18 protein-coding genes are annotated in these 22,758 nt (G+C 50.4%); 9 read left to right on the top strand and 9 right to left on the bottom strand.

Annotated elements, in window-relative coordinates:
* The first annotated feature begins 39 nt into the window (after positions 1 to 39).
* A complete protein-coding gene (locus ABD852_RS15500; RefSeq protein ID WP_345030530.1) occupies positions 40 to 4,068 on the top strand; it encodes a two-component regulator propeller domain-containing protein in 4,029 nt (1,342 codons plus the stop codon).
* 52 nt (positions 4,069 to 4,120) lie between these two features.
* Here ABD852_RS15500 and ABD852_RS15495 read toward each other — a convergent pair whose 3' ends face one another.
* The 8 genes from ABD852_RS15495 to ABD852_RS15460 form a co-directional block, all read right to left on the bottom strand.
* The gene (locus ABD852_RS15495; protein WP_345030528.1) at positions 4,121 to 4,945 is read right to left on the bottom strand and encodes a T9SS type A sorting domain-containing protein; all 825 of its coding nucleotides are present in this window, start codon (positions 4,943 to 4,945) and stop codon (positions 4,121 to 4,123) included.
* An 81-nt stretch (positions 4,946 to 5,026) separates the two neighbouring features.
* A complete protein-coding gene (locus ABD852_RS15490) occupies positions 5,027 to 9,664 on the bottom strand; it encodes a beta strand repeat-containing protein (protein ID WP_345030527.1) in 4,638 nt (1,545 codons plus the stop codon).
* Between the two features lie 174 nt (positions 9,665 to 9,838).
* Positions 9,839 to 11,611 carry a thiamine pyrophosphate-requiring protein gene (locus tag ABD852_RS15485; protein ID WP_345030526.1) on the bottom strand — a complete coding sequence of 591 codons (1,773 nt, stop codon included), beginning with the start codon at positions 11,609 to 11,611 and terminating at the stop codon, positions 9,839 to 9,841.
* 139 nt (positions 11,612 to 11,750) lie between these two features.
* Positions 11,751 to 12,329 (bottom strand): DUF4142 domain-containing protein, encoded by a 579-nt coding sequence (locus ABD852_RS15480; protein WP_345030525.1) that lies wholly within the window; start codon positions 12,327 to 12,329, stop codon positions 11,751 to 11,753.
* A 113-nt stretch (positions 12,330 to 12,442) separates the two neighbouring features.
* Entirely contained in the window at positions 12,443 to 12,643 is a 201-nt protein-coding gene (locus ABD852_RS15475) for a helix-turn-helix domain-containing protein (protein WP_345030523.1), read from the bottom strand.
* On the bottom strand, positions 12,640 to 13,458 hold the full coding sequence (locus tag ABD852_RS15470) for a sigma-54-dependent transcriptional regulator (RefSeq protein WP_345030520.1): 819 nt from the start codon (positions 13,456 to 13,458) through the stop codon (positions 12,640 to 12,642). The genes ABD852_RS15475 and ABD852_RS15470 overlap by 4 nt, the downstream gene beginning before the upstream one ends.
* A 50-nt stretch (positions 13,459 to 13,508) precedes the next feature.
* Positions 13,509 to 13,883 carry a hypothetical protein gene (locus ABD852_RS15465; RefSeq protein WP_345030572.1) on the bottom strand — a complete coding sequence of 125 codons (375 nt, stop codon included), beginning with the start codon at positions 13,881 to 13,883 and terminating at the stop codon, positions 13,509 to 13,511.
* Positions 13,884 to 14,075: 192 nt separating this feature from the next.
* Positions 14,076 to 14,321, bottom strand: a complete 246-nt coding sequence (locus ABD852_RS15460; RefSeq protein WP_345030519.1) for a hypothetical protein — start codon at positions 14,319 to 14,321, stop codon at positions 14,076 to 14,078.
* A gap of 207 nt (positions 14,322 to 14,528) precedes the next feature.
* Between ABD852_RS15460 and ABD852_RS15455 the strand changes: the two genes are divergently transcribed.
* On the top strand, positions 14,529 to 15,065 hold the full coding sequence (locus ABD852_RS15455) for an ankyrin repeat domain-containing protein (protein ID WP_345030517.1): 537 nt from the start codon (positions 14,529 to 14,531) through the stop codon (positions 15,063 to 15,065).
* 159 nt (positions 15,066 to 15,224) lie between these two features.
* Here ABD852_RS15455 and ABD852_RS15450 read toward each other — a convergent pair whose 3' ends face one another.
* Complete coding sequence (locus ABD852_RS15450) at positions 15,225 to 15,710, bottom strand: hypothetical protein (protein WP_345030516.1); 486 nt, start codon at positions 15,708 to 15,710, stop codon at positions 15,225 to 15,227.
* A gap of 207 nt (positions 15,711 to 15,917) precedes the next feature.
* Between ABD852_RS15450 and ABD852_RS15445 the strand changes: the two genes are divergently transcribed.
* The 7 genes from ABD852_RS15445 (at position 15,918) to ABD852_RS15415 (ending at position 22,754) form a co-directional block, all read left to right on the top strand.
* Complete coding sequence (locus ABD852_RS15445) at positions 15,918 to 16,427, top strand: pyridoxamine 5'-phosphate oxidase family protein (RefSeq protein ID WP_345030515.1); 510 nt, start codon at positions 15,918 to 15,920, stop codon at positions 16,425 to 16,427.
* A gap of 61 nt (positions 16,428 to 16,488) precedes the next feature.
* Positions 16,489 to 16,977: an SRPBCC domain-containing protein gene (locus ABD852_RS15440; protein WP_345030514.1), complete on the top strand. Its 489-nt coding sequence runs from the start codon at positions 16,489 to 16,491 to the stop codon at positions 16,975 to 16,977.
* Between the two features lie 52 nt (positions 16,978 to 17,029).
* Entirely contained in the window at positions 17,030 to 17,575 is a 546-nt protein-coding gene (locus ABD852_RS15435) for a DinB family protein (RefSeq protein ID WP_345030512.1), read from the top strand.
* Between the two features lie 815 nt (positions 17,576 to 18,390).
* Complete coding sequence (locus ABD852_RS15430; protein ID WP_345030509.1) at positions 18,391 to 18,732, top strand: YciI family protein; 342 nt, start codon at positions 18,391 to 18,393, stop codon at positions 18,730 to 18,732.
* A gap of 12 nt (positions 18,733 to 18,744) precedes the next feature.
* Positions 18,745 to 20,016, top strand: a complete 1,272-nt coding sequence (locus ABD852_RS15425; protein WP_345030507.1) for an RNA polymerase sigma factor — start codon at positions 18,745 to 18,747, stop codon at positions 20,014 to 20,016.
* Between the two features lie 501 nt (positions 20,017 to 20,517).
* A complete protein-coding gene (locus ABD852_RS15420; protein ID WP_345030505.1) occupies positions 20,518 to 21,876 on the top strand; it encodes an AAA family ATPase in 1,359 nt (452 codons plus the stop codon).
* Positions 21,877 to 21,884: 8 nt separating this feature from the next.
* Positions 21,885 to 22,754 (top strand): DUF4435 domain-containing protein, encoded by an 870-nt coding sequence (locus ABD852_RS15415; RefSeq protein WP_345030503.1) that lies wholly within the window; start codon positions 21,885 to 21,887, stop codon positions 22,752 to 22,754.
* Positions 22,755 to 22,758 lie beyond the last annotated feature (4 nt).

The following is a 22,758-nucleotide window of genomic DNA, read 5'->3' as shown; positions in this document are numbered from 1 at the left end:
CGGATAGCCGCCGCATCAAGTGAATAACTTTAAATTTGAATGATATATTTTTCCACCCCTTCGGTAGCCAGAACAGTATTGGCCAGGGTCCTTTTGGGCGTAAAAATATGCCTGTTGGTCCTGGTAGCTTCTCCATACGCAGCCGGGCAGACTTTTCGGCATTTTTCAGGAGAGGAAGAGCTGGCTCCACGTGGGGTTATCTTATCTATTGCGCAGGATTCAGATGGATTTATGTGGTTTGCCCAGCCGAAAGGTCTAAACCGGTACGACGGCAGGAGTTTTAAAAAATACGGGCTCCCGGCCGAAGATTCCGACCTCATAGTGCAGCTCGATTCCAATTTCATTGCGCCTATTTATATCCATTGTGTACAACCCGATTCGAAAGGCAATTTGTGGGCGGGTACCGGGAAAGGCCTTTATCGGTACGACAAAAAAAAAGACATCTTTTCTTTTGTTGCCCGGCATGATTCAATTGAAAATAAAAGCCTCAGTCACAATAGCGTACACAGCATTTTCGAAGACAAACAGAAACGACTATGGGTAGGGACGCGCGAGGGACTGGACCTGGTAACGTTTAAAGACGGGAAGGCAACAGTTACCCGTAAGCTTCCCGCTACCTTCCAGGGCAGATCCCGGTCTGTTCGTAGTATTGCAGAAGGAAGCGACGGTACCTTATGGTTGGGAACATACGATGGTCTGATTAGATTCCGTGGCGAGGGCGACGCCAAACTCTTCAGACGTACCTCGAAAATCCCTTCCACTGTTCTCAACGAGTTTATAGAGGTGTTCGTCGACAAAAAAGGCACGGTCTGGGTTGGCTCCAACGAGCCGGGCCTTATTAAATTCAACAAAACGGAGGAGTCATTTACAACTGTATCGTCTTTTCGTGATCCGACCGGCAGTCTGCCGATCGTCAATGTAATCCGTGCCGATTCCAGCGGCCGGTATTGGCTAGCGACCGAATCCGGGCTGGCCCGCTTCGATCCGGACAAAAATACGGGCCACTGGTACAGGCGCGATGCCCATAACCCCTATTCGCTTTCAGATAATGTGCTCTACAGCCAATTTATCGACAACCAAGGGGGACTCTGGTTAGGTTCCTATTACTGGGGCGTGAATTACTGGCACCCTGATTCGCCTACATTTTCAGTCTGGCCGACGGAAACCCACGCAGTCCCCTATAAATATTTCGCAAACGGGTGGGCGGGATCTGCTTCCAATGGGAGCACCTGGATACTCAGTAATGACCGCAGCAAATTATTTGTCATAGTCAACAACCAGGAGCAGTCCCGCCTTTATACGCTGAAGATCCCTACTCCTGAAATTTATCATCATTTCCTGCTGGACACCAACAATGTCTTCTGGTGTGCCGGCCACACAGGCCTGTACCGCCTGGACCTGGATAGAAACAAGGCCAGGTTCTTTTCTTTTAAAGAAACGGCCGGACGGACCAACAACCTGATCAGGGGCAAGTCAGGCAACATATGGCTGGCGGGCGGGTTTGGGCTCCTGAAATTCAGGGAATCAGATGGCACTTTCGAAGCGGTTAAAGGTGTCAAGGAGAATGTCAGGTGTGTCTTTGAAGATTCACAAAAAAGGATCTGGGTGGATGGCGACGGGGAAGTTTCCCTGCTCTCTCCCGACGGAACCCTGCTCGATAGCTACAAGACAAACAGCGGTTATAATTTCAATAAATTCGTTGAGGATGCCCGGGGGCATGTTTGGGCTGTTTTCAGGCAAACGCTGGTTAAATTCGACCCTAAAAAAAAGCAGCTGGGCTTTGAAAAGGTACTGGCTGGTGAATTTTGGGACATTGAGATCGACAAAGGCGGTTTTTTATGGTTATGCCAGCGTACCAGGTTAACCAGGTACGACCCCGACAAAAAGCGGGTTCAGACCTTTGGCTATCGCGAAGGCCTGCCACTGAACAGCCTGCTGGGGTACGCTGTTTCCTTTAAAGACGGGGAATCCTACCTGTATTTTACCACTACCAATGAAATATTCCGATTTGATCCGGCTGCGATCAAAAACATAAATGCACCGTCGCCTGTGGTGCTGACTTCCCTCAGGCTATTCAACCAGAAGGTTGCCCACGGCGACAATACCGGGATCCTGGACGGCCCCCTTCACCAGGCCAGAACGCTTCGCTTTCGTCATGACCAGAATGTTTTTGCATTGGATTTTAGCTTGCTCAGCTATTTTAAAGCTGATGCTAACCGGTTTGCGTACCGGTTGGAAGGCTTTGACAAAGATTGGAACCTCGTCAACACTCCCTCTGCCACCTACACCAACCTGCCCGCAGGCACTTACAACTTCGAGGTTAAGGCGGTCAATGGCGATGGCGTCTGGACCAACAGGCCTTTGGCGCTGGAGATTATCATACTGCCGCCCTGGTGGAAAACCTGGTATGCCTATCTTTTCTACCTGGTTGTCATAGGGGCAGTCATTTACGCGATTAACCGGTTTTTCTGGCTGCAAACTTCATTCAGGAAGGAGAATGCCCTGAATCAGGTCAAGCTGGATTTCTTCACCAATGTGTCGCACGAAATCCGGACCCACCTCTCGCTGATCAGCGGGCCGCTTGAAAAGGCCCACGCACAGCTTCAGGAGGGCGGCGGAGACGTTGCACATAACCTCAATTGTGCCAGAGGCAACTCCGACCGGCTGATGCAGCTCGTGAATGAGCTGCTCGATTTCCGTAAAATCCAGAGCGGTGGCACCAGGCTCCTCGTACGTGAGCATGACGTGGTAAAGATTGTCAAAAGTGTCCTGGCCGCATTCGAACATGTCGGCCGCGAAAAGGAAATCAGGACTACGCTAATTTGCCCGGACACCCCGGTGCTCCTGTGGTTTGATATTGCCCAGATGCAGAAGGTATTTTACAACCTGCTTAGCAATGCCTATAAGTTTACACCCGCCGGCGGGAAAATTTCAGTTCGTATCACCGAAGTTTCACATGAAGTAAAGATATCAGTGGCAGATACGGGTAGCGGTATCTCGCCGGAGCACCTCAAAAAGCTGTTCACCTACTACTACCAGGCCGACTCCGGCAAACCGGGTTACGGCATCGGGTTGGCGCTTTCGAAAAGTATCGTAGAGCAACACCACGGCTACCTCACAGCCGAGAGCCGGCTGAGCACTGAAACCACAACCGGCGGCACCACTTTGACCATTCGTTTGCTCCAGGAAAACCGGCATTTCTCGCCAGACCAGATTGCACCTAAAAACGGGGACTACCTGACGGGTATGTTCACCGAACAGGCAGCGGCGCAAGCGGCTCCCTATGTGGCGGCGGGCAAGCTGAGCAACACCATCCTGATCATCGAAGACAACGACGAACTACGTGCATTTATCCGGGAGCTCTTCGAAGGTGAATTCAACACTATTGAAGCCGGAAACGGCCGCCTGGGCCTTGAACTGGCCAATGAGCACGTTCCCGATATCATCCTCTGTGACGTAATGATGCCGGAAATGAATGGCCTGGAAGTATGCCGGAACCTGAAAAACAATATCAGTACGGTGCATATCCCCGTCGTCTTGCTGACCGCCAGGACGCAGAATGAACAAATCATTGAAGGACTGGCCGCCGGCGCGGACGATTACCTGGTCAAGCCGTTCGATCCGCGCATTGTTTCGCTGAAAATCAATAATCTCATCCACCTACGCGACGATTTGAAAGAACGCTACCGGCAGGCGGTCCTGGCAGAACCCGAAACTGCCAACAATATTGCGCAGGACCAGAACGAAGCCTTTATCCGGAAGCTGAAGAGCCTTGTCACGGAGAACATATCCGACCCCGGCTTCGGTGTCAACGAGCTCGCCAGGCACGCGGGTATGAGCGTGTCGGTGTTGTACCGTAAAATGCGCTCCCTTACCGGCATGACGATCAATGAATTTGTCAAAACCATTCGTTTTCACGAAGCCAAGAGACTCCTGGAATCAGGCGTGTACCAGGTGGGCGAAGTGGCGACGCTCATCGGGTTTGAGGATACCAAGTATTTCAGCAGGGAGTTCGTCAAGATCTTCGGCCAGAAACCGAATGAAATAAAAAAACAACGTACGGTCTGAAAAATTGTCGCGCAATGCCGGAGCCATTCCGGTTTCCGGCATTTCGCCGAGATTAATTGACTACAAGCTTTTTGTACACTTTCATATTGCCCCCTTTTATTTCCGCGATGTAAATCCCTGGTCTCATGGTTACGGGAATGGCCATTACATGAGCACACGATCCGCCGCCGTGTTCAATCACGTTCGTGTAAGCAACCTGGCCGGAGGCATTGGTAAGCGTCACATAGTATTTTCCTTTTGCCAGGTTAACCAGTTCGAGGTTAACCTGGTTGCCCGAAACCGGGTTGGGATAGAGGTTGCCCGAACTGCCGGTTTCGCCGATTGTCACTTTTTCTATCCCGGTAAACACATAAGTTGCATCAAAGTCAAGAATTTTCAGCCTGTAATAGTTAAAGCCCGAAGACGGGTTTTTATCAGTGAACTTGTAGTTAATAACACCCTTGCCGCCTGTGGCCATCACTTCGCCGATTTTATTAAATGCACGCCCGTTCGGGCTTTTTTCTATTTCGTATTTCAAGGTGTTTTCTTCCAGGTCAATCCGCCAGGCCAGCACGACTGACTGCTCCTTCCGGTACGCCCGAAACTCCCTGAGGACTACCGGCAGCGCCGAGTTGAGCAGGGTGACCGTCGCATCACCTGCTGTTGGTGATGCCGGATCGTCGGTCAGGGCACTGGCAAAATTACTGCCGCTCACCGTCCCCTGGTTGCTGATCGAAGGCGCATTAGGGGGGACCAACGGGTTGTTAATGGCCACGTCGTAATAGATCACTACGCTGTCGCCGGGAGGGAGGGTACCTATGTTAAACGGCCCCTGGGCAAAACCCTTACCCGCGAGCGAGGCAAGGGCAAAGATGAGTATCCTCAATATGTTTTTCATCTGTATAAAAAGGTTTGAGCTGTGAGCTGTGAGGGGTGAGCTATTTATTCATCAGCCGTTTGTGTGCCGCTTGTAGCCAAATCACGGACACGGCGCCGATCCCCCGATAAAGGCACTGGGCGTTGTGGCGCTGGCCATTGCATTTGTATTATTGGCGTTCAGATAGGCCACGATATCCGGGGCGCTTACACCCGCGGCATTCCTTACCCTGAAAGAGTCGTTACTGCCTGCCGCGGGGATGGGAAACATACGCAGCCGTATATTTCCGGAAACCAGGTCCCAGGTTCCGCTAATGTTGTTCCCGCGTATGTCCGCGCAAAGATCACCCGAATCACTATCGTCGGTCCCTGACTGCATAAAAATGGCATGGCCTGAACCACTGTCTTTTGTAAGGAAGATATTGTCGGTCACGGTCATGCTCATCTGGTCGTTGAGCTGCAGAATCGCCTCTATGCCCCGTTGGTTAATGTGCTGAATGGTGTTGTTGTTTACCGTGACGTTCATCCCGCCACTTAAACCTTCGTTGGTGAAGGAGATGCCATTGCACCCGGCACAATTATTACCCGACAACGCAGTGGAATTCCCGATAGTGTTGTACCCCATCCGGCCCGTCATGCGCCCGGTTGCATTCGTCCCCTTACGCACGCTGAACGGCGTTGAGCCGGAGGTAACCACCGGAGAAACGGTATACGTATTGTTGCCGACATTAAAAGTAAAATTGCTGGCATTGTCGGACAACAACTGAAATCCCAATGAATTATCCGTAAAAGTATTCCCTTCCGCGGGTACGCTGGCTGTGCCGTTGCTGCCCAGCGTAATGGTCACATTGGCATTGTCGATGGACTGCCCGTAGAAGCCGGAACCAAAATTTTTCCTGAAAACCGACGACTTTACCGATGCGTTGATAACCGCTGTCCCGTGGCCCGAAATCAATACGCCCTGCGCGGATGTTGAGAGATAAGTGAGCCGGTCGAAAGTAGAGCCGGTCATGTTCAGCACCAGGTTTCCACCCGAATTCTGTATTTCGAACTGCCGGTGAAAATTCCCTGAAAACTCGCAATTGGAGACCATACAATTGCCCGACAGTTCAGTCAGCTGGACACCGTCTTCCAGGTTTTCGTCCCCGGCATTCTTCACACTCGAATTGCTCATCGAGAAATTGCTGACGTTTTTACCATTAAGGCCGATCTGCTTGCCACCCGAGATCGCTACGCCGGTTAAACTTACATTCGAGACCCCCTGGAAGTCGATTCCTGCGGCAACGTTGGTATTGGTACCGCCCAAAGCATTTCCGGCGGTGCCCGGCGGATCGATATTGGCGGTACCGTTATTCGTAAAGTTCATATTCGAAAGGTTGATCTTATCTGCCGATACAAACCGTGCGCCCCGTTGCTGGCAATTTTGAATCGTCCCACCGGAGCCCGGCGTAGTCCCGGTTCCCGTGACGGTAAGCCCGCCAACCGACCCGGTGCTCGTCAGAAGTATGCCGTTGGCCGCTCCATTCGACGAAATGCTTTGAAAATTGAGGTTATCCGAACCGATAACCGTCGCATTCACATTGAGGGCCGTTCCGGTTGTGGAAACAATACTGTTGCCCGTTCCGGTCACGTTTACAGTACCGCCGCCGGTTGCGCTGAAACCCGTACCGCTTGTCGTGTTGATCGTCAGCCCCCCGGTTCCGAAATTGATCGTGCCGCCTGTATTGGCGTTTAGCGTTACCGCGGGATTGGCCGCCGTAGTCAGCGATTTGGTGGGACTGTTAAAGTTTATCGCACCGCCGCCGCAATTTTGAACGCGGATCCCGTTGGCCGTCGAAGTAATGCTCCCCGTTTGGAAAGTGACGTTATTGGCGTCATGATTGTCGATGTCGACCGCATAACCCGTATTGTCCGTAATGGCGCCATTGTAAGTTACGGACGCGTTGCTTGCCGTGATACCCGAGAGGTTAAAAGCCGTGCCGCTCGGGTTGGTAATGGTCGTGTTGGAACCGAAAACAAATGTGCCCGAAGTACCATTGATCAGATCAATACCCGCATCTCCCCCGTTTAAAGTTGTTGTCCCGCTGAAATTATAAACACCATCAGCGTTGTCGAACTGCAAACCCGTACCGTTAGTGGCGCTTAATGTGCCGGTATTAAAGGTGATCGTCCCCGTTTGATGGCCGCCTTCGATGCGTACCAACTGGGCATTATTGGTTTGGGTAATGTTTCCGCCATAGGTTATACTTGCTGTTCCGCCGTTGACATTAAATGTGGTTCCCGTACCGGTCAGCGAACCACTACCGGCAGATATGGTCCCGGCAATATTGCCGAGATGGATGCCGTTTACCCCACCCGCGGAAGTCAACCCTGAAAACTTCAGATCTACCGTCGACGTTCCGGAAGATTGGGAGAGATTGAGAGCCGCACCGCCCGTAGCGTTAATACCGGACGTACCGTTGGTCACAATAACCTGCCCGGTATTGTTGGTACCCAGCAAGCCAATGCCATTGGCGGTAGTGATCCCCAGAGATCCGAAGGTTACGTTGCCTGTATTGCCCTGTATCGATACCCCGTCTGTACCCGAGCTGACCGTTGTAGCCCCGAAAGTCGGCACTATGGCGGAGGCGCCGGAAATCAAAATCCCCTGCGTGGCGCTCCCGCTTACAGAGGTGGCCCCGAAGTGAAAGCTCCCCCCAACGGAATTGATTGAAATGCCTTGCCCGGCGCTGCCCGTTGTCGTCAGGCTGAGTAACCCGCCGGTCAGCGTCCCTGTTTGCAGGTCCAGCGCCTGGCCTGTTCCGTTCAGGATAACGTCGGGCAACGCAGCGTTTCCGAGCGTCAGGGTGCCGAAAGTATTTCCGGTTATCTTTTTGCCGGTCCCTGCGTTGCCGACCGTCAATCCCCGGATCGTATTGCCGCCGGCAAGCGTAATGATGTCCGCATTGGCGGATGTCAACGAAACCGTTACCCCGTTGCCGCTGTTCATCGCGGGAAACTGGGCGCTGTAAGCAGCATCGGGCGTTAGCCCTGTAATGGTCTGCAGACTTTCGGACGCATCCTGACCGACCAGCTTCTGAGCGGGCAGCAAGTTGATGCTGCCGGTATACCCGGCGGCACTTTCGTATAAAAAGATGGTTTGCCCCGCCGCTGTTCCGGTTACATTGGTGATCAGCTTGAACGGGCTGCCAAGCCTTCCATCGCCATTCGACGCTGCGTTGTTATTCACAAACCAGACAACGCCGGCTATGTTCAGCGTGACGGTCGCCGACGCCGGGGCCGAGAAGCCATTGTCGGCCGTATAGGTAAAGCTGTCGCTGCCGTTAAAACCCGGAGCCGGATTGTAGGTAAAGCTCCCGTCGGTGTTCACCGTAAGGTTGCCTCCTGCGCCGGTTACCAGCGCGGCGCCGACATCGGCCGCATTTCCGTTCACTGCCGTTACGAGCAGTCCGCCGCCGGTATCATTGGACAAGACGCCCGCTGTGCTGCCGGGCGAGACCGGTACGTTACCTACCACATTATACGTGTCGGCATTTGCGGCGGGTGTACTGCCCACCGACACCGTCACCACCGCATCGTTGTCAGGCAGGTTGCCGTTGCCGGCGATGTACCCGAAACGGTCATTACCCGAAAAACCGGCCGGGGGCGTATAGACCAAAGTACCGTCCGCATTCAGCGCTACGGTACCACCGTTATCAGAGCTTCCCGAGCCACCGGCAGCGGTCGCGGTTTTGTCGCCCACAGGGCCAAAAGAAAGGACGGCCGGCGCGGGTATTCCGTAGTCATTGGATAGCACATTCTGTCCGGATAGCGGTGTATCAATGGATGTTGCATACACTTCGTCTCGGGCAAGCGCCGACGTTTTGACCGATCCTGCGATCAACGTGGTATTGACCGGTGCGGGTTCGGTCAGCACGACATCCGTGGCATCGCCTGTACCGCGGTTCCGGATTGCGGTGCGATACGTAAGCTCGTCGCCCGGATTGACTTGGTCGAGCGGTGGGTTATTGGTTTTCAGAATGTCTGTCAGCGTGGAAGAGATGACCGCTTTGGGCGGGCCTGCCGCCACCGAAACATTGTCCAACCCCAGCCCTTGTGCGGTAGACGGAGCCGCATCCGTAAAAAGCCAGCGAAGATAGATGTCGGCATTGTCGGCGATATTCAGCCCGGTCAGGGTAACGGTTTTGACGATGGTGGCAGGCGTATCGAAAGTATATTCCGGAGCTCCTGACATAAAAAGTCCGGGCGAGATATTGCCCGCGCTGCGCTCGGTCCACACCGACCCATCTGTGGAAGAAGAAAATCCGAGGCTGAAAACCGATGTATTTACGCGGTAACGCTCAACACTGAATGACACGGTCAGGGTGGTGACAGCGGCCCCCGTGGTATTCCGGAAACAGGCCATTACCGCGTTGGGGCTCGCATAGCCTGACGACGACAAAAAACCGACCGCCCTGTCGGCGCCGGTTGTTGTTCCCCAGTTATAGGAACCGCCCGTAACCGGGGAACCGCTGTTCGAAGTCTGCGCCACATTGGTCAGGCCGGTCGCCCAGGTGGCCGTGCTACCCTGGCCGGCAACAGAAACTTTCCAGTTTGCAGGGAGCGCCAGCCCGTTTGCCATCGTGTTAAAATCTTCCTTCACCGGCGTGTCGGGAAGGATTAAAGTTTGTGCCCGGACCGGATTTAATAGCGTAAGAAAGAGCAGGAAACCTGCTATTGCCGGAGTATAACAGCTTTTCATGAGAGGGCCAGATAGTTGAGCGTTTAACGATTAGCAAAGGTATATTTTTTATAATTTAAATTACAAAATTCCAGCCCCGTAAAACGAAGTAAATTTTGAAATTTTACAACCTTAACTTCTTGTTAATCAACCGATTGCACCTCTTTTCAAAAACAAGCCGTTCGCACCGGCAGGTCAGGCTATCCCGCCCTGCATCAGTTCCCTTATTGTCTGGCGGATCATAGGAAATTGTTCGGCGTCGCCTTTCATGAGGGCTTTAAAATAATTGGAAAGATTTTCCATGCTGATGTGGGAGGGAACGATCGGCACATTGGGATCGGTCACCACGTCCAGTACAGCGGGACGACCGGCGTCCAGGAGGCTGTCAAGTGCGGGACCTATTTCGTCTTCTTCTTCCACCCGCATACCTGCCAGCCCCAGTAATTTCGCAAATTCGGCATAAGGCACATCCGGGATGTCCTGTGAGGCTTCATATTTTGCCTCACCCGAAAGAATACGTTGTTCCCAGGTAACCATATTCAGGTCACAGTTGTTAAACACAACGACCAACAAACCGGGGTTTTCCCATTCTTTCCAATATTTGGCGATCGTAATCAATTCGTTCATACAAATCATCTGCATAGCGCCGTCACCGACCAACGCGATCGGAATTCTGTCGGGATAGGCAAATTTGGCGGCAATGGCATAGGGAACGGCCGGCCCCATAGATGCCAGGTTACCGGACAGCGAACCTTTCATTCCTCGCCTGCAGGTCAGGTTTCTCGCATACCAGAAGGCGCAGGTGCCCGAATCTGCCGATACGATGCATTTGTCCGGAAGCCGTTGCGACAATTCCATTACGACCCGCTGCGGATTGATCGGGTCAGCCGGTTGCATGGCCCTGCTTTCCACGACCTCCTTCCATTTGGCCACCTGCTTTTCCACTTCCTTGCGCCATGACCTGTCCGACTTGTATTGAAGAAGCGGAATGAGCCGCTGTAACGTCGCCTTGCTGTCGCCCAGGAGATTCACCTCCATCGGGTATCTTATACTCAATCGCTGCGCATCCGAATCGATCTGTATCCCACGGGCTTTGCCCGGCTCGGGAAGATACTCTGCATACGGGAAGCTACTACCTATCATTAAAAGGGTGTCGCAGCCTTCCATCAGTTCCCAACTTGGCTTGGTGCCCAGCATACCAATCGAGCCTGTTACATAGGGCAGGTCGTCGGGCAGTACCATTTTCCCGAGCAGCGCCTTCGCTACCCCCGCTCCCAGCAACTCGGCGATCTGTGAGACTTCCTCTTCAGCGCCGAAAGCCCCGGCTCCCACGAGTATGGCCACCCGCTCGCTCTGATTGAGAATAGCGGCGGCGTTCTTCAGTTCTTCGTAAGTCGGAATGGTCTTGGCAAACGAGTGCCCCACCCCGGTTACCACGTTTCCGTGTGTCCTTTTCGGTGTTTGCTCCATTTTTTCTTCCTGAACATCCAGCGGGACAATTACAACGGTGACCGTGCGCTTCTCGCTTGCAATTCGGAACGCCCGGTCTATCACCTGCCGGGTTTGCGACGGAACGGTAACCATCTGAACATATTCGTGCGCTACATCCTTGAAAAGTGAGACCAGGTCAACCTCCTGCTGGTAATTGCTGCCCAGCGACATCCGCCTCTGCTGACCAACCACGGCGACCACCGGCTGATGATCCATGCGGGCGTCGTATAGCCCATTGAGCAAATGTATCGCGCCCGGGCCGGAAGTAGCCAGGCAAACGCCTGTACGGCCTGTAAATTTGGCATGGGCACAAGCCATAAAAGCGGCGGACTCTTCATGTCGCGCCTGTATAAAGCGGATGCGGTCTTGCCGGTTCATCGCGCCGAGAATGCCGTTGATGCCGTCGCCGGGGTAACCGAACAACCGTTCGATCCCCCACTCCGCCATGCGGGACAATATAAAATCACTTACCAGCATATGCTTTTTTGTGTGTGGTGGAAAAATTAATCACTGCCAGCCCGAAAACAGCTGTGGTCAATCCTACCGGGAAAGCCGGGGGAAGAGAAAGAGCGGGCGGCTCCCGGGGAGCGGCCCGCTCCGAAACAGGTTCGCCGGTTTACTTTCTCTTGTTCAGGTTCCTGCTTTGTTCCAGATGCGATCGGAGTACGGGCAGGGTTTTGTCGATAAAAGCCCTGATTTCAGTGTCCTGCACATCTTCCTGGCCGTCTTCAAAAAGCTTCACCGTCTTCTCATGATCCTTCTCCATCTGCTGTGCATAGGCCTTGTCAAAGTCCCGCCCGTTTTTGGAAGAAACATCGGTTATAGCCTTTGCCGTCTCTTCGTCGGGACCGGCTGGTAGCGCAATCCCCTTAGCTGAGGCGAGTGCCTTAAGCTCATCGTTTGCCTTGGTATGATCGTCAACCATCATTTTGCCGAACTCCTTTATTTTGGGATCAACGCCTTTGGTTTGTGCTATTTCGCCAAGCTGTACCTCGGCCATTCCGCCATTTGCAGCTTTCATGGCAAATTCAGCGTCCTTCTCCGCGGTTGCATCGTTCATAACAGTATCATCGGGGATCTCGGTTACAACGTCGTTGGTACCGTCTACCTGCGTTTGGGAATCCGTTTTCGGGCCACAGCCAAGAAAGTGCAGTGCAGACAGGGCGAGTAATACGGAAGTTATCAGCGTTTTCATCAGATGTTTTGGTTTAAGTGTGCAATAAAAATTGGATGTAAAACAAGTCTGTAAAAGGTTTAAAAGTGCTCTGCCGGTCACCACGAACCGATGCCAACCATTGTGTCGGGCAGTTAGTTCGTTATTTTCAAGCCTGCCTGGGAAATAACATTGCGCAACCGGTTATAGAGCGTCTTCCGGTCAATTCCCAGTAGGCGGGCGGTTTCACTTTTGTTGTAATTGGTACGGATCAGTGCTTCCTCGACATCTTTCGGTGTAATACTGCGCGTCGTCTTTTTATCCGTTTCCTGAAATTCGCGGCTTTCCACCGTCACCGCAGACCGCGTGTCTTTGATATGCCCCGGAAGCAGTTCTCCCTTCTTATTTTTCTCTCCTGGATGGCCCTGAGCAGAAACCCCTGAACTTCATAGTCCAGGTTCCCAATCTCATCCAGGAACAGCGTTCCGTTGTTCGCGGTTTCAAACGCCCCTGTTTTCCTTTCCAGCGCCCCGGTAAAGCTCCCTTTTTCATGTCCGAAGAGCTCACTCAGGGCCAGCTCCCTGGACAGGCATCCACAGTCCACCGCAATAAAAGGGGAGCCACTACTCCCTTTGTGGGCAATATGGCGCGCCACCAATTCTTTACCGGTGCCGGTCTCGCCATATATGAGGACATTGAAATTAGTAGGCGCTACCAGGTCGATCAGATGGTACATATTTTTTGCAACAGAGCTGATTCCCTTTACAAAGTCCATATCGGACGGCCGAAACGGTCCCCCGGGTGCTGAAGCACGCCGTTCCTTTAGCTTGGTCAGCGCGCTCAGGAGCTGCCCGGTCGCAAAAGGATAATTAAGGCAGGAAAAGACACCTGCATGGATCAGGTCTACGGCTACATGCAGCTCTATATGGCGGTCAATAATGATCAGGTCTATCCCCCTCCATGCTTCCTTAAACGCCGATACCACGGTCATATAGCCCACTCCCTTCAACCAGGGGAAACAACAGATGACCGTATCGGGCTTAAGGTTGCCGATGAGAGATTGCGCTTCCGCAAGAGAATTCGCTTCCCCCGTTTCGAAGCCTGCCTCCGCCAGCATACTTCCCAATACCCTCATATATCCGTGCGGATACCCTGCCAGCAAAATTTTCATACGTACATTTTCTTTATCCGGCCGGTATTCCGTCCGGTTCCACTTCGTCTTCAGGCAGGAATCTTCCGTTTTTTCTCCCGGTGCCAGAATCTGTGCTGCTCAATCGCCCTCACAAACAGGTCTGCCAGTTTTTGCGGGTCGGCGCCGACCACAACACCCTCCCTGAGCACGCTTTCCTCGGTAAAGGTTTCGGGTAATTTTTTGTAGAAATAGGTCGCTTCCAAAACCGGTGTCGACGAGGCGTCTGCCGCTACCGGCTTGCAATGTCTGAAAGCCTGGTTCAGAAAATGGATCGCATCGGCGTCGGCTTCTACGGTTGCAACGCTATTGGCGCCGCCCGGTACATATACTGCATCGTACAGCACTGCAGCAGCCGTCAGGAAACTGTGCTGAACTTCTATTTTTTCGTCCCGGGCCGAAGTGATGTAACCTTTATCTTTCTGTTTTCCGGGGTATCTTTTTTCTCTTTCATGTGTGAAAAGGTTTTAACGTTGAGTAGTGAGGTGAATCGCATTCAGGATTTCGGCCGGCGCGGCACCCGCCGGCGCCCGGATGCTAAATTGTCAATACCCCTAGCCGGGGGCAAAAACCGGTCCAACCCGGAGCCATAGCGCCTCTTATCCACTTAAACGACAATAGGTTACCCTACCCGGAGAGGAATAGTGGGGAACGGGTCGGATACAATGAGGAGTAATAGGACAGACTTTACCGGTGTTATACCTCCGGGTCATCCCGACCGCAGTGGAGGGATCTCCCGGTCCCAGTACCCAATCCCTTTCAGAGGACTTTTTAATACCAACAGGAGATCCTTCGACTCCGCTGCGCTCCGCTTCAGGATGACCATCCGGCAGATGCGCTACCATTGACAACAACAGGTTTGGAGCCGCACCAACCGGACGGTCATCCCGACCGCAGCGGAGGGATCTCCCGATCACAGTACCAAATCCCTTTCAGAGGACTTTTTAATACCAACAGGAGATCCTTCGACTCCGCTGCGCTCCGCTCAGAATGACCATCCTGGTGGTATGGTTTTCGCAGGTAAAACCTCACACTATCAAAACTACACTATCATGGAAAAGCCGGACCAATACCTCATCCCCGCCGCCCGACACGGTGAAAATGAAATTATTAAGGAACTTTTGAAGCGGGGCGCCAACCTGAACTTCCAGGATGAAAAGGGGTACACTCCTTTGATGATCGCCTGCTATAACAACCGAGCTGCCACCGCAGAGCTCCTTATTTCGTATGGAGCAGACCTGAACCTGGCTGACTACGGCGGAAATACTCCCTTAATGGCCGCAGCTTTCAAAGGCTACCGGGATATAGCGGAACTGCTCATCTCCCACCAGGCGGATCTGAACCTGCAGCACGGAAACGGCGGGACCGCCCTGATGTTTGCCGCGATGTTCGGAAGAAACGACCTGCTGAAACTGTTGATCCAGCAGGGAGCAGATACCTCTCTTCGTGACGCACGGGGTCTATCCGTACTGGACCTCGCCAGGCTACAGGGAAACGAAGAGGCCGTGCGTTACCTCTCGGAGACGCAACCAACGGGTAGAATGCAACCCGTACGTAATTCTGCGCATCGTGATACGGAAGACACTTAAGAATTTGCCGGGTACCCGACCACGTTTATAGTGGATTGGCGGGGAAAAGTCGCAAAGGCATGGTCCCGCTATTACGGGGATCCCTACGCACTGGCCAAACCTGTAATTCTCCAATTGTTTTCAGCGCGGTGACGGCCCATGTCCCAAAGCCGCCCCGTCTCAGGGCTGAACCTCCTCCACACATGAGACTTCAGCCAGTTTAATCCCCTTGCTGAAGTCGATCTGCTTCAGGTCTTTGAACACCATTTTACCGTCTTTCTCTTCCGAAGCCCCATAACCTTCTATCGCCGCCCCATCCCGGATGAGGAATACTACCTGCCGCACAGAGCGTTTGCCTTCCGACATAAAATTATAGTCTGCCAGCAGCGTATCCCCCATCAGCCTGCCCTCTATTTCCCCGGAATTCCTGTCTTTTTCAAAGAAATTGTAGCTGAGGGTCCCGGTGACGACATTGGGAAAAACTTCCACTTTTAATTGGACCGTATCGCTGCCGAAGGTATTGGCGTAACACCCCGTTTCGGGCACCTGGATGGTAGCCCTGGTGGTGTCCCCATCGACCGTAGCGGTGTCGTCAGCAGCGGTCTGCCTGGTGTTATTGCAGGCAACTGCCACCAGCAAAAGAGAAATGATGGATATTGTTTTCATAACACATTGGTTGAAGTGTCTGCCGGATTGCTGATGTTTTGACTATGCCGGTACACAGCGGCTACTCAACGGTAAAGATGACAAGATAAAATCATATTTGGTTGACTTGCTGTAATTTCTGCACTAAGTTTATAGAATATCCACAGACTCATCCGCCCGTTTCCGGGCTGCTTTCAACAAACAAAAACCTATAAAACACACAAAATCATGAGCACAGAAAACCTTCACAGCCAAGAGGCGGTCGATAAGCTCAAAGAGATGGTTGATAAAATCGATATCGGCATGATGTGCACCCCGGTAGAGGGAACCGGCCACGTCCACGCAGTGCCGATGAGCAGACAAGAGGTAGACGAAGCGGGCAATATCTGGTACCTGTTTTCGGCAGAGAGCGAAACCCACCGGAACCTGCTCCGAAACAACAAGCTGAGCCTCCTGTATGCAGATGTAGGGAATTACAATTTCCTGAGTATCAACGGTACGGGTGAAATATCGCGCGACAGGGACCGGATCGAAAAATACTGGAACAAGATGGTGGAAGCGTGGTTTGAAAATGGGATCGAAGACGCGCGGATCAGGATCTTAAAGGTGATTCCTTCTGAAGCGCATTATTGGGATAACAAGACGAATAAGCTCGTTACTTTCTTCAAAGTGGTGGCGAGCGCTGCATCAGGCGCAAAGCTGGATATCGGGCGCGAAGGGGACCTTGATTTGTCGTGATGGGTGAAGGCATAGGCCACGGATAAATTAGCGTTTCGAAACAAGATCTGAATACTGGCCCATGAAGTCGGCAACCAAAAACACGAGAATCGTCAACGCTTCGCCCCGGGCGATATACAACGCATTTACTGATCCGGCTGCGTTAGTGGCATGGCAGGCGCCGGGGAATATGACCGCCCAAATCCACCACTTTGACCTTAAGATAGGCGGCGGATATGAGATGTCGCTTTTCTATCCTGAAAAAGAAGGCGGGAAGATGAAGGGCAAAACTTCGGAAAACGAAGACAGGTACCGGGCGAAATTTATCGAGCTTGTACCGTTTAAGAAGATTGTACAGGCTATCAACTTTGATGCTCGCGATCCCGGCTTCGCGGGGGAGATGATCATGGAGGTAACCCTCGAAGCCCGTGGTGATGCGACGCTGGTGACCATTGTTTTTGAAAATATTCCGGCGGGGATAGACCCTGGGGACAACGAAGCCGGGACGGAGTCGTCGCTAGACAAGCTGGCTTTGTATGTGGGAGATGAGCGGGAATCGCACGATTTGTAGAGTGGTTAAAAGACGCGTGCTTATATTGCAGGCAATCCTAATATTGCCTGTTATGTCAGATAGAAAATTCCCGATCGGCCCGTTTGTTTTGCAGGAAAGCTATACCGAAGCAGAATGGACTGAATTGATCCGCATTATCCGGGTGAACCCGTCCCGGTACCAGGAAACCGTTGCGCATCTCAGCGACCGGGACCTGTCGAAAACCTACCGCGACGGAAGCTGGAATGTACGGCAGCTGGTCCATCACGTGGCCGATATTGCGCTGCTTCATTATTTCCGGATGAAAAAGGCGGTCATCGAACCCGGCTATGAAATTACGCTGATCGATATGGACGCGTGGGCCTCCGCCCGGGACTCCCGGACCTTGCCCGTTTCCGCTTCACTGGCCATGTTTGACGCCATTCTCCAGCGGTACGCCGATTTTGCCGAAACGCTGGATGAAACGCAACTGGCCGTTTCCTACTATCACCCGCTCCGTAAAATATGGATTAACCAGAAGCAGGCCCTGGCCATGTCAGCCTGGCATGTACAGCATCACCTGGCGCATATTCGCCTGGCAATTTCTAACCCGGACACCGGTGCGGATGATGCAGTTTAACAGCGCCTGATAAAAGGAAAAGGAAGATGGCGAAGTTCTGGGCGGCCACGAATTCCATTGAAGCACGTTTGGAGCTTTGATTTAAATAAACAACGCTTAGCTTTTGACCTGGTTGAGGATCAGACATCCGGCAGATTGTGTTAAAGGGGTTCGACGGGCTCACCCGCCTACCGGAAGGCAGCCTCCGGTAGGCAGCCTTCGACGAGCTCAGGCGCCGTCCGGCAGGTGCCATCCGGACGGTGTCATCCGGACGGCGCCTGAGCCTGTCGAAGGCTGTTCTTTGGATACCCATTCAATAGAAGCCATGCGTTCCATTATCAGCCATCTGTAAGTTGGTTGTACAGAATGCACGAATGGTTTAGTTTGATTCGTGCATTCTGTACAACAAAGTGCAAGTGCCTGATCGTCACACGCTGGGTTTCTATTGAGTTTGTGTTCAAGGATAAAAGGCCTTCGACAAGCTCAGGCACCAGCCTTCGACAAGCTCAGGCACCAGCCTTCGACGAGCTCAGGCACCAGCCTTCGACGAGCTCAGGCACCAGCCGGAGGACACCGTCCGGATGGCGGGTGAGCCCGTCGAACCCTTTTTATGCCCCAAACTCACAGCCTTCGGATATTCAAACAGGGCAAAATCAAACACTTGAAGGTTTGAGCAGTGAGCAGTGAGCGGATGCCGGCAGCTTTATTCATCAATGGTTTGTGTACCGCTTACAGCTAAGGCTCATGGCTATTTCAATGGATCAAAAAATGATTACATCCATGTCCCCCTTTCCTCACCTCGTCCGTCATGGGGATGTAACTAAACAAACAGGAACATGAAAGAATTTGCATTGATTTTCAGACTGCAGGACGTGGCAGGCTTCAAACCCTCGCCGGAGCAAATGCAGGAACGTATGAACTGGCTGGCCGGGATTGCCGCGCAGAACAAGCTGGCCGACAAAGGCAATACGCTTTTGCCCTCGCCCGGGAGCGCGAAAACCGTGAGGGCGGACGGAACCGTTACGGACGGCCCTTATACCGAAATCAAGGAGTTTATCAGCGGCTATATCGTGGTGAGGACCGAAACCATTGAGGAAGCCATCGAAATGGCCCAAAGTAACCCGATTTTCAAAATCGGCGGAAACATCGAAGTGCGCGAAGTACTGAAACGCGACTAAAATCAACGCCCGATGCCGGCCAGGGAAAACACCCATGCACTATTACCCCACTTGTTCCGGCAGGAATATGCCAGGATGACGGCCGTATTGTGCCGTCATTTTGGTTTAGAACAGATCGAACTGGCCGAGGATATTGCCGGTGATACTTTCCTGAAAGCCTCCGAAAGCTGGGCCGTGGACGGCATTCCCGAAAACCCGGTGGCCTGGCTCTATACCGTGGCGCGCAATAAGGTGCGGGATTACCTGCGGCATCGGGCGGTTTTTGAAACGAAAATCAGGCCCGGCTTTACCGACGATAACGACCTGACCGACCATTTTGACTTCGACGAAGGGCTGATTGCCGATAGCCAACTGGCGATGATTTTTGCGGTATTCAATCCCGAATTGAGTGCCGAAAGCCAGATTTGCCTGGCCTTGCAGGTGCTTTGTGGTTTTAGTGTGGAAGAAATTGCCAATGCTTTCCTGGCCAAACCCGAGACTATCAAAAAACGCCTGCACCGGGCCAGAACCCGGCTCCGGGAAGACCGTTTCCGTATTGTTGCGCTCGGCGAAACCGACATCCGTCCGCGGATCGACGCCGTGCTGAAGACCCTCTACCTTTTGTTTAACGAAGGCTACTTTTCCCGCACCCACGACCAGGCGGTGCGGAAGGAACTCTGCTCGGAGGCCGTCCGGTTGAACCTGGTATTGACCGAAAACCCGTTGACCAACACGCCGGAAGCCAATGCACTGCTCGCGCTGATGTGCTACCAGAGCTCCCGGCTCGAAGCCCGCACGGACGGCGACGGACAGATTGTCCGCTACGAAGCGCAAGACCGGAGCTTATGGGATCAGTCACTGATCGACAAGGGGAATTACTACCTGATCAACGCCGGTGGCGGCGAAACACTCTCCAAATACCACCTCGAAGCGGCTATTGCCTATTGGCATACCCAGCCTGATACGCCCGCCTCTGCACCGGAACCCACCGAAAGCCGGACTGCAAAAACTTCCAAATGGCAGCATATTCTGCTTCTTTACGATGAGCTGCTCCGGGTAGCATATACGCCGGTGGCCGCACTAAACCGGGCCTTCGCCTATGCCCGCGTGTATGGCAACAGGGCGGCTATACGCGAAACAGAAACGCTGGGCTTCACCGAAACCAGCGACTACCACGCCCTGCTCGGTTACCTCTACACCAGCGTCGACACCTCGAAGGCTGTAGATCATTACCGGCGTGCCATAGCCCTTTCGCAGTCGGAAGCAGCCCGGCAGGTGTTGGAAAAACAATTGATGTGTTTGTAGGCGTACGACGGCGTTGGTCTGCGAATAGGTAGGGGCGTTAGGCTACATACTATAGTTCTAAGGAAAAGGCGTTGGCAGACTGGCGTTATAGAGCTGGCCTGGCCTGAGTCAGCCTGCCCCGAGCTTAGCCGAAGGGAAGGTGGTCCCTGAGCCTGCCGAAGGGGACCGTTTACTCAAAATATGAGATGTATTTTAGAAAATATTCGATTTTTTGATATATTGTAAGTTTGAAATAATCCTCTGTTGTGATGAATCCTCTAGAATCCAATAATGTACTTTTTTATAAACGGTTCCTTCTAATCCGCCGGATGGAGGCCTTCTTTGTTGACTATATGTTAGTAAAGAGCCCCTATTAGAAGAGTCACAAAAAAAAATACGCAACAGCGATAGCGCAAATAGGATCAGTAGTAGCTGTATTGGCGCTATAAAATTATACTCTGTAGCGTATATAAATAAGTTAGCAGCAATATTATAAAACGATAGGATATAAACTAAAAACTAATGAAACTCTTAAAATTTGAAGCTAGTAACGTACACGGGTATTTAAATTATAAAATCGACTTTCACGAACGTTTGACTTTTTTAATTGGTATAAATGGTACTGGGAAGACTTCTGTACTAAAGCTTATTCTTGGACTTATTTCACCTTCTTTTAACTACATTAACAGCATTGACTTTAATGAAGTGGAATTGATATGCGATGAACCAAACAAGGGACTAATTACTATTACTGCAACTAAAAACAATGATAACAATGAAGTAAAATTGAGTTTAAAAACTAATGGTGGTGAGCCATTGGAGGGAGTTTTCAATCGTATAAGCCAAATACAATTAAATGAACTTGACAATGACGACTCTAGTGAAAAAATGCGGTTTATTATTGAGGCATTTGACAAACACGAAGTTGTCCAGGCAATTAAGAGTTTGACTACCCCTTTATTTTTGGGACTTGATAGAAGAGTTTATGAAGGTCAACAAATTGACAAAATGCGTCAAAACTTTTTGTTTAGAAGAAGATATAGGCACTACCCTCAAAATGACCCTCTCAATATTAGTCTCATGGAAATTCAAGAAGTAATATATGATTACGTGAGAATTATAGCTTCTGAACAACCCAAAATAAATCAAGATTTTAAAAACAAAATTCTATTACAATCTTTTGAGTTTTTAGAAAGTCAAGAACTAAATATTGTTAAGGATTTTCGCGAACTTAAGGGCAAAAGAAAAGAAGCTATTGAAGCTTTTGAGAATTTAAGAATAACAGGATTTACAGAGCATATAAACAATTTTTTTGACCAACTTGAAGCTACTTTGAGAAACTTGAATGAAATTCAAGGCAAGAAAAAGGGTGATGAAATAGATTTAGATAATATCCACATTTTTCAAAAGTGGTTTAATAATCAGCCTCAATTAAAAAGGATAAATGAATTAATAACTTATAATCTTGCATATCAAAAAGAGTTAGATAAACTCTATGAGCCAATTGAAAAAACAAAAAATATTATAAATAGTTTTTTTAGTGAGAGTAAGAAGGAACTTCTTATCGACCCACAAGGCGAATTAAAAGTCAAGTTTAAAAACGGCAAAATCGCTAATATTTACGAATTGTCTTCTGGTGAGAAGCAAATTGTAACAATGTTAGGTCATTTGATATATTTCGAAGAAAAATACAAAAATGAATCAGGTATCTTTATCATTGATGAACCAGAAGTTTCCCTTCATTTAGCTTGGCAAGAAATATTCGTAAACTCAATCTTAACTGCAAGTCCACGAACTCAATTCATTCTAGCTACACATTCTCCTGCAATTATTGGAGACAATTCAGAATCATTGTTTCAGGATTTAGCAGACTTAAATTAATTGACAGTATGTTAGAGTTTGGATATAAAGCATTAAAGGCTTTGCCTAAGTTTTTTTCATATAGAAACGATATTGACATATATACAGAAGATAAAGTTGCAGATAAGGAATTTTATAGAACACTTTTTAAAAGGGTTTTAGGTGACGAAATAAAAATCAATGATGTTACACCTTTAGGATGTAAGACTAATGTATTGAATGCTTTTGACAATCAAGATAATGCTGACAAAAGGAGAAAAATTTATATGATTGATGGTGATTTGGAGCTGATTCTTGATACAAATAGAAAGACAACAGGAAATTTAATCGTATTAGATTCTTACTGCATTGAGAATTATTTAATAGATGAAACAGGCGGGATTGAATTAATTTACTTTTCAAACGGGAGCGAGACTCGTGACAATTTGAAAAATAAACTCAATTTTAGTAAATGGTTAGAATACAATGCTCCATGTTTAATAGACCTTTTCATAAATTTTGCAATTTTAAGGAAATATGGCGGTGGGCCAATCATTAAAAATGCTCACGACTTCTTAACTCAAAATGGAAAACAGACTATACTAGATAAAGATTCCATAAGTCAATATTCACAAGAGATCAAATCTGAGATTATTCAAAGATTTGTCATTAATGGTATTGTTAATCCCGACGATACATACTCAAATGACTATATATCTATTTCTGACAAATGGAAAACTAACAATATGACATTATTGCGAATTGTTTCAGCAAAAAACTATTTAATTCCTTTATTTCAATTTAGAATTAATTACTGCATTGATAAAGGTAAAAGTTTAGTTCCTAAGAATTCATTTAAACTATTTCTAGCTGACAAATGCGACATTAAAAGACTAAGTTTTATAAAAGAGAAAATATAATAAC

The organism is Ravibacter arvi, assembly GCF_039540405.1.
GTDB classification, from domain to species: domain Bacteria; phylum Bacteroidota; class Bacteroidia; order Cytophagales; family Spirosomataceae; genus Ravibacter; species Ravibacter arvi.
Note: the sequence above shows the minus strand (reverse complement) of the source record. Positions and strands in the feature narration are given on the sequence as shown.

Excerpts from the sequence above, each read along its gene's own strand:
- ABD852_RS15500 (WP_345030530.1), top strand. The coding sequence starts at position 40 with ATGATATATTTTTCCACCCCTTCGGTAGCCAGAACAGTATTGGCCAGG.
- ABD852_RS15495 (WP_345030528.1), bottom strand. The coding sequence starts at position 4,945 with ATGAAAAACATATTGAGGATACTCATCTTTGCCCTTGCCTCGCTCGCG.
- ABD852_RS15490 (WP_345030527.1), bottom strand. The coding sequence starts at position 9,664 with ATGAAAAGCTGTTATACTCCGGCAATAGCAGGTTTCCTGCTCTTTCTT.
- ABD852_RS15485 (WP_345030526.1), bottom strand. The coding sequence starts at position 11,611 with ATGCTGGTAAGTGATTTTATATTGTCCCGCATGGCGGAGTGGGGGATC.
- ABD852_RS15480 (WP_345030525.1), bottom strand. The coding sequence starts at position 12,329 with ATGAAAACGCTGATAACTTCCGTATTACTCGCCCTGTCTGCACTGCAC.
- ABD852_RS15470 (WP_345030520.1), bottom strand. The coding sequence starts at position 13,458 with ATGAAAATTTTGCTGGCAGGGTATCCGCACGGATATATGAGGGTATTG.
- ABD852_RS15460 (WP_345030519.1), bottom strand. The coding sequence starts at position 14,321 with ATGGTAGCGCATCTGCCGGATGGTCATCCTGAAGCGGAGCGCAGCGGA.
- ABD852_RS15455 (WP_345030517.1), top strand. The coding sequence starts at position 14,529 with ATGGAAAAGCCGGACCAATACCTCATCCCCGCCGCCCGACACGGTGAA.
- ABD852_RS15450 (WP_345030516.1), bottom strand. The coding sequence starts at position 15,710 with ATGAAAACAATATCCATCATTTCTCTTTTGCTGGTGGCAGTTGCCTGC.
- ABD852_RS15445 (WP_345030515.1), top strand. The coding sequence starts at position 15,918 with ATGAGCACAGAAAACCTTCACAGCCAAGAGGCGGTCGATAAGCTCAAA.
- ABD852_RS15440 (WP_345030514.1), top strand. The coding sequence starts at position 16,489 with ATGAAGTCGGCAACCAAAAACACGAGAATCGTCAACGCTTCGCCCCGG.
- ABD852_RS15435 (WP_345030512.1), top strand. The coding sequence starts at position 17,030 with ATGTCAGATAGAAAATTCCCGATCGGCCCGTTTGTTTTGCAGGAAAGC.
- ABD852_RS15430 (WP_345030509.1), top strand. The coding sequence starts at position 18,391 with ATGAAAGAATTTGCATTGATTTTCAGACTGCAGGACGTGGCAGGCTTC.
- ABD852_RS15425 (WP_345030507.1), top strand. The coding sequence starts at position 18,745 with ATGCCGGCCAGGGAAAACACCCATGCACTATTACCCCACTTGTTCCGG.
- ABD852_RS15420 (WP_345030505.1), top strand. The coding sequence starts at position 20,518 with ATGAAACTCTTAAAATTTGAAGCTAGTAACGTACACGGGTATTTAAAT.
- ABD852_RS15415 (WP_345030503.1), top strand. The coding sequence starts at position 21,885 with ATGTTAGAGTTTGGATATAAAGCATTAAAGGCTTTGCCTAAGTTTTTT.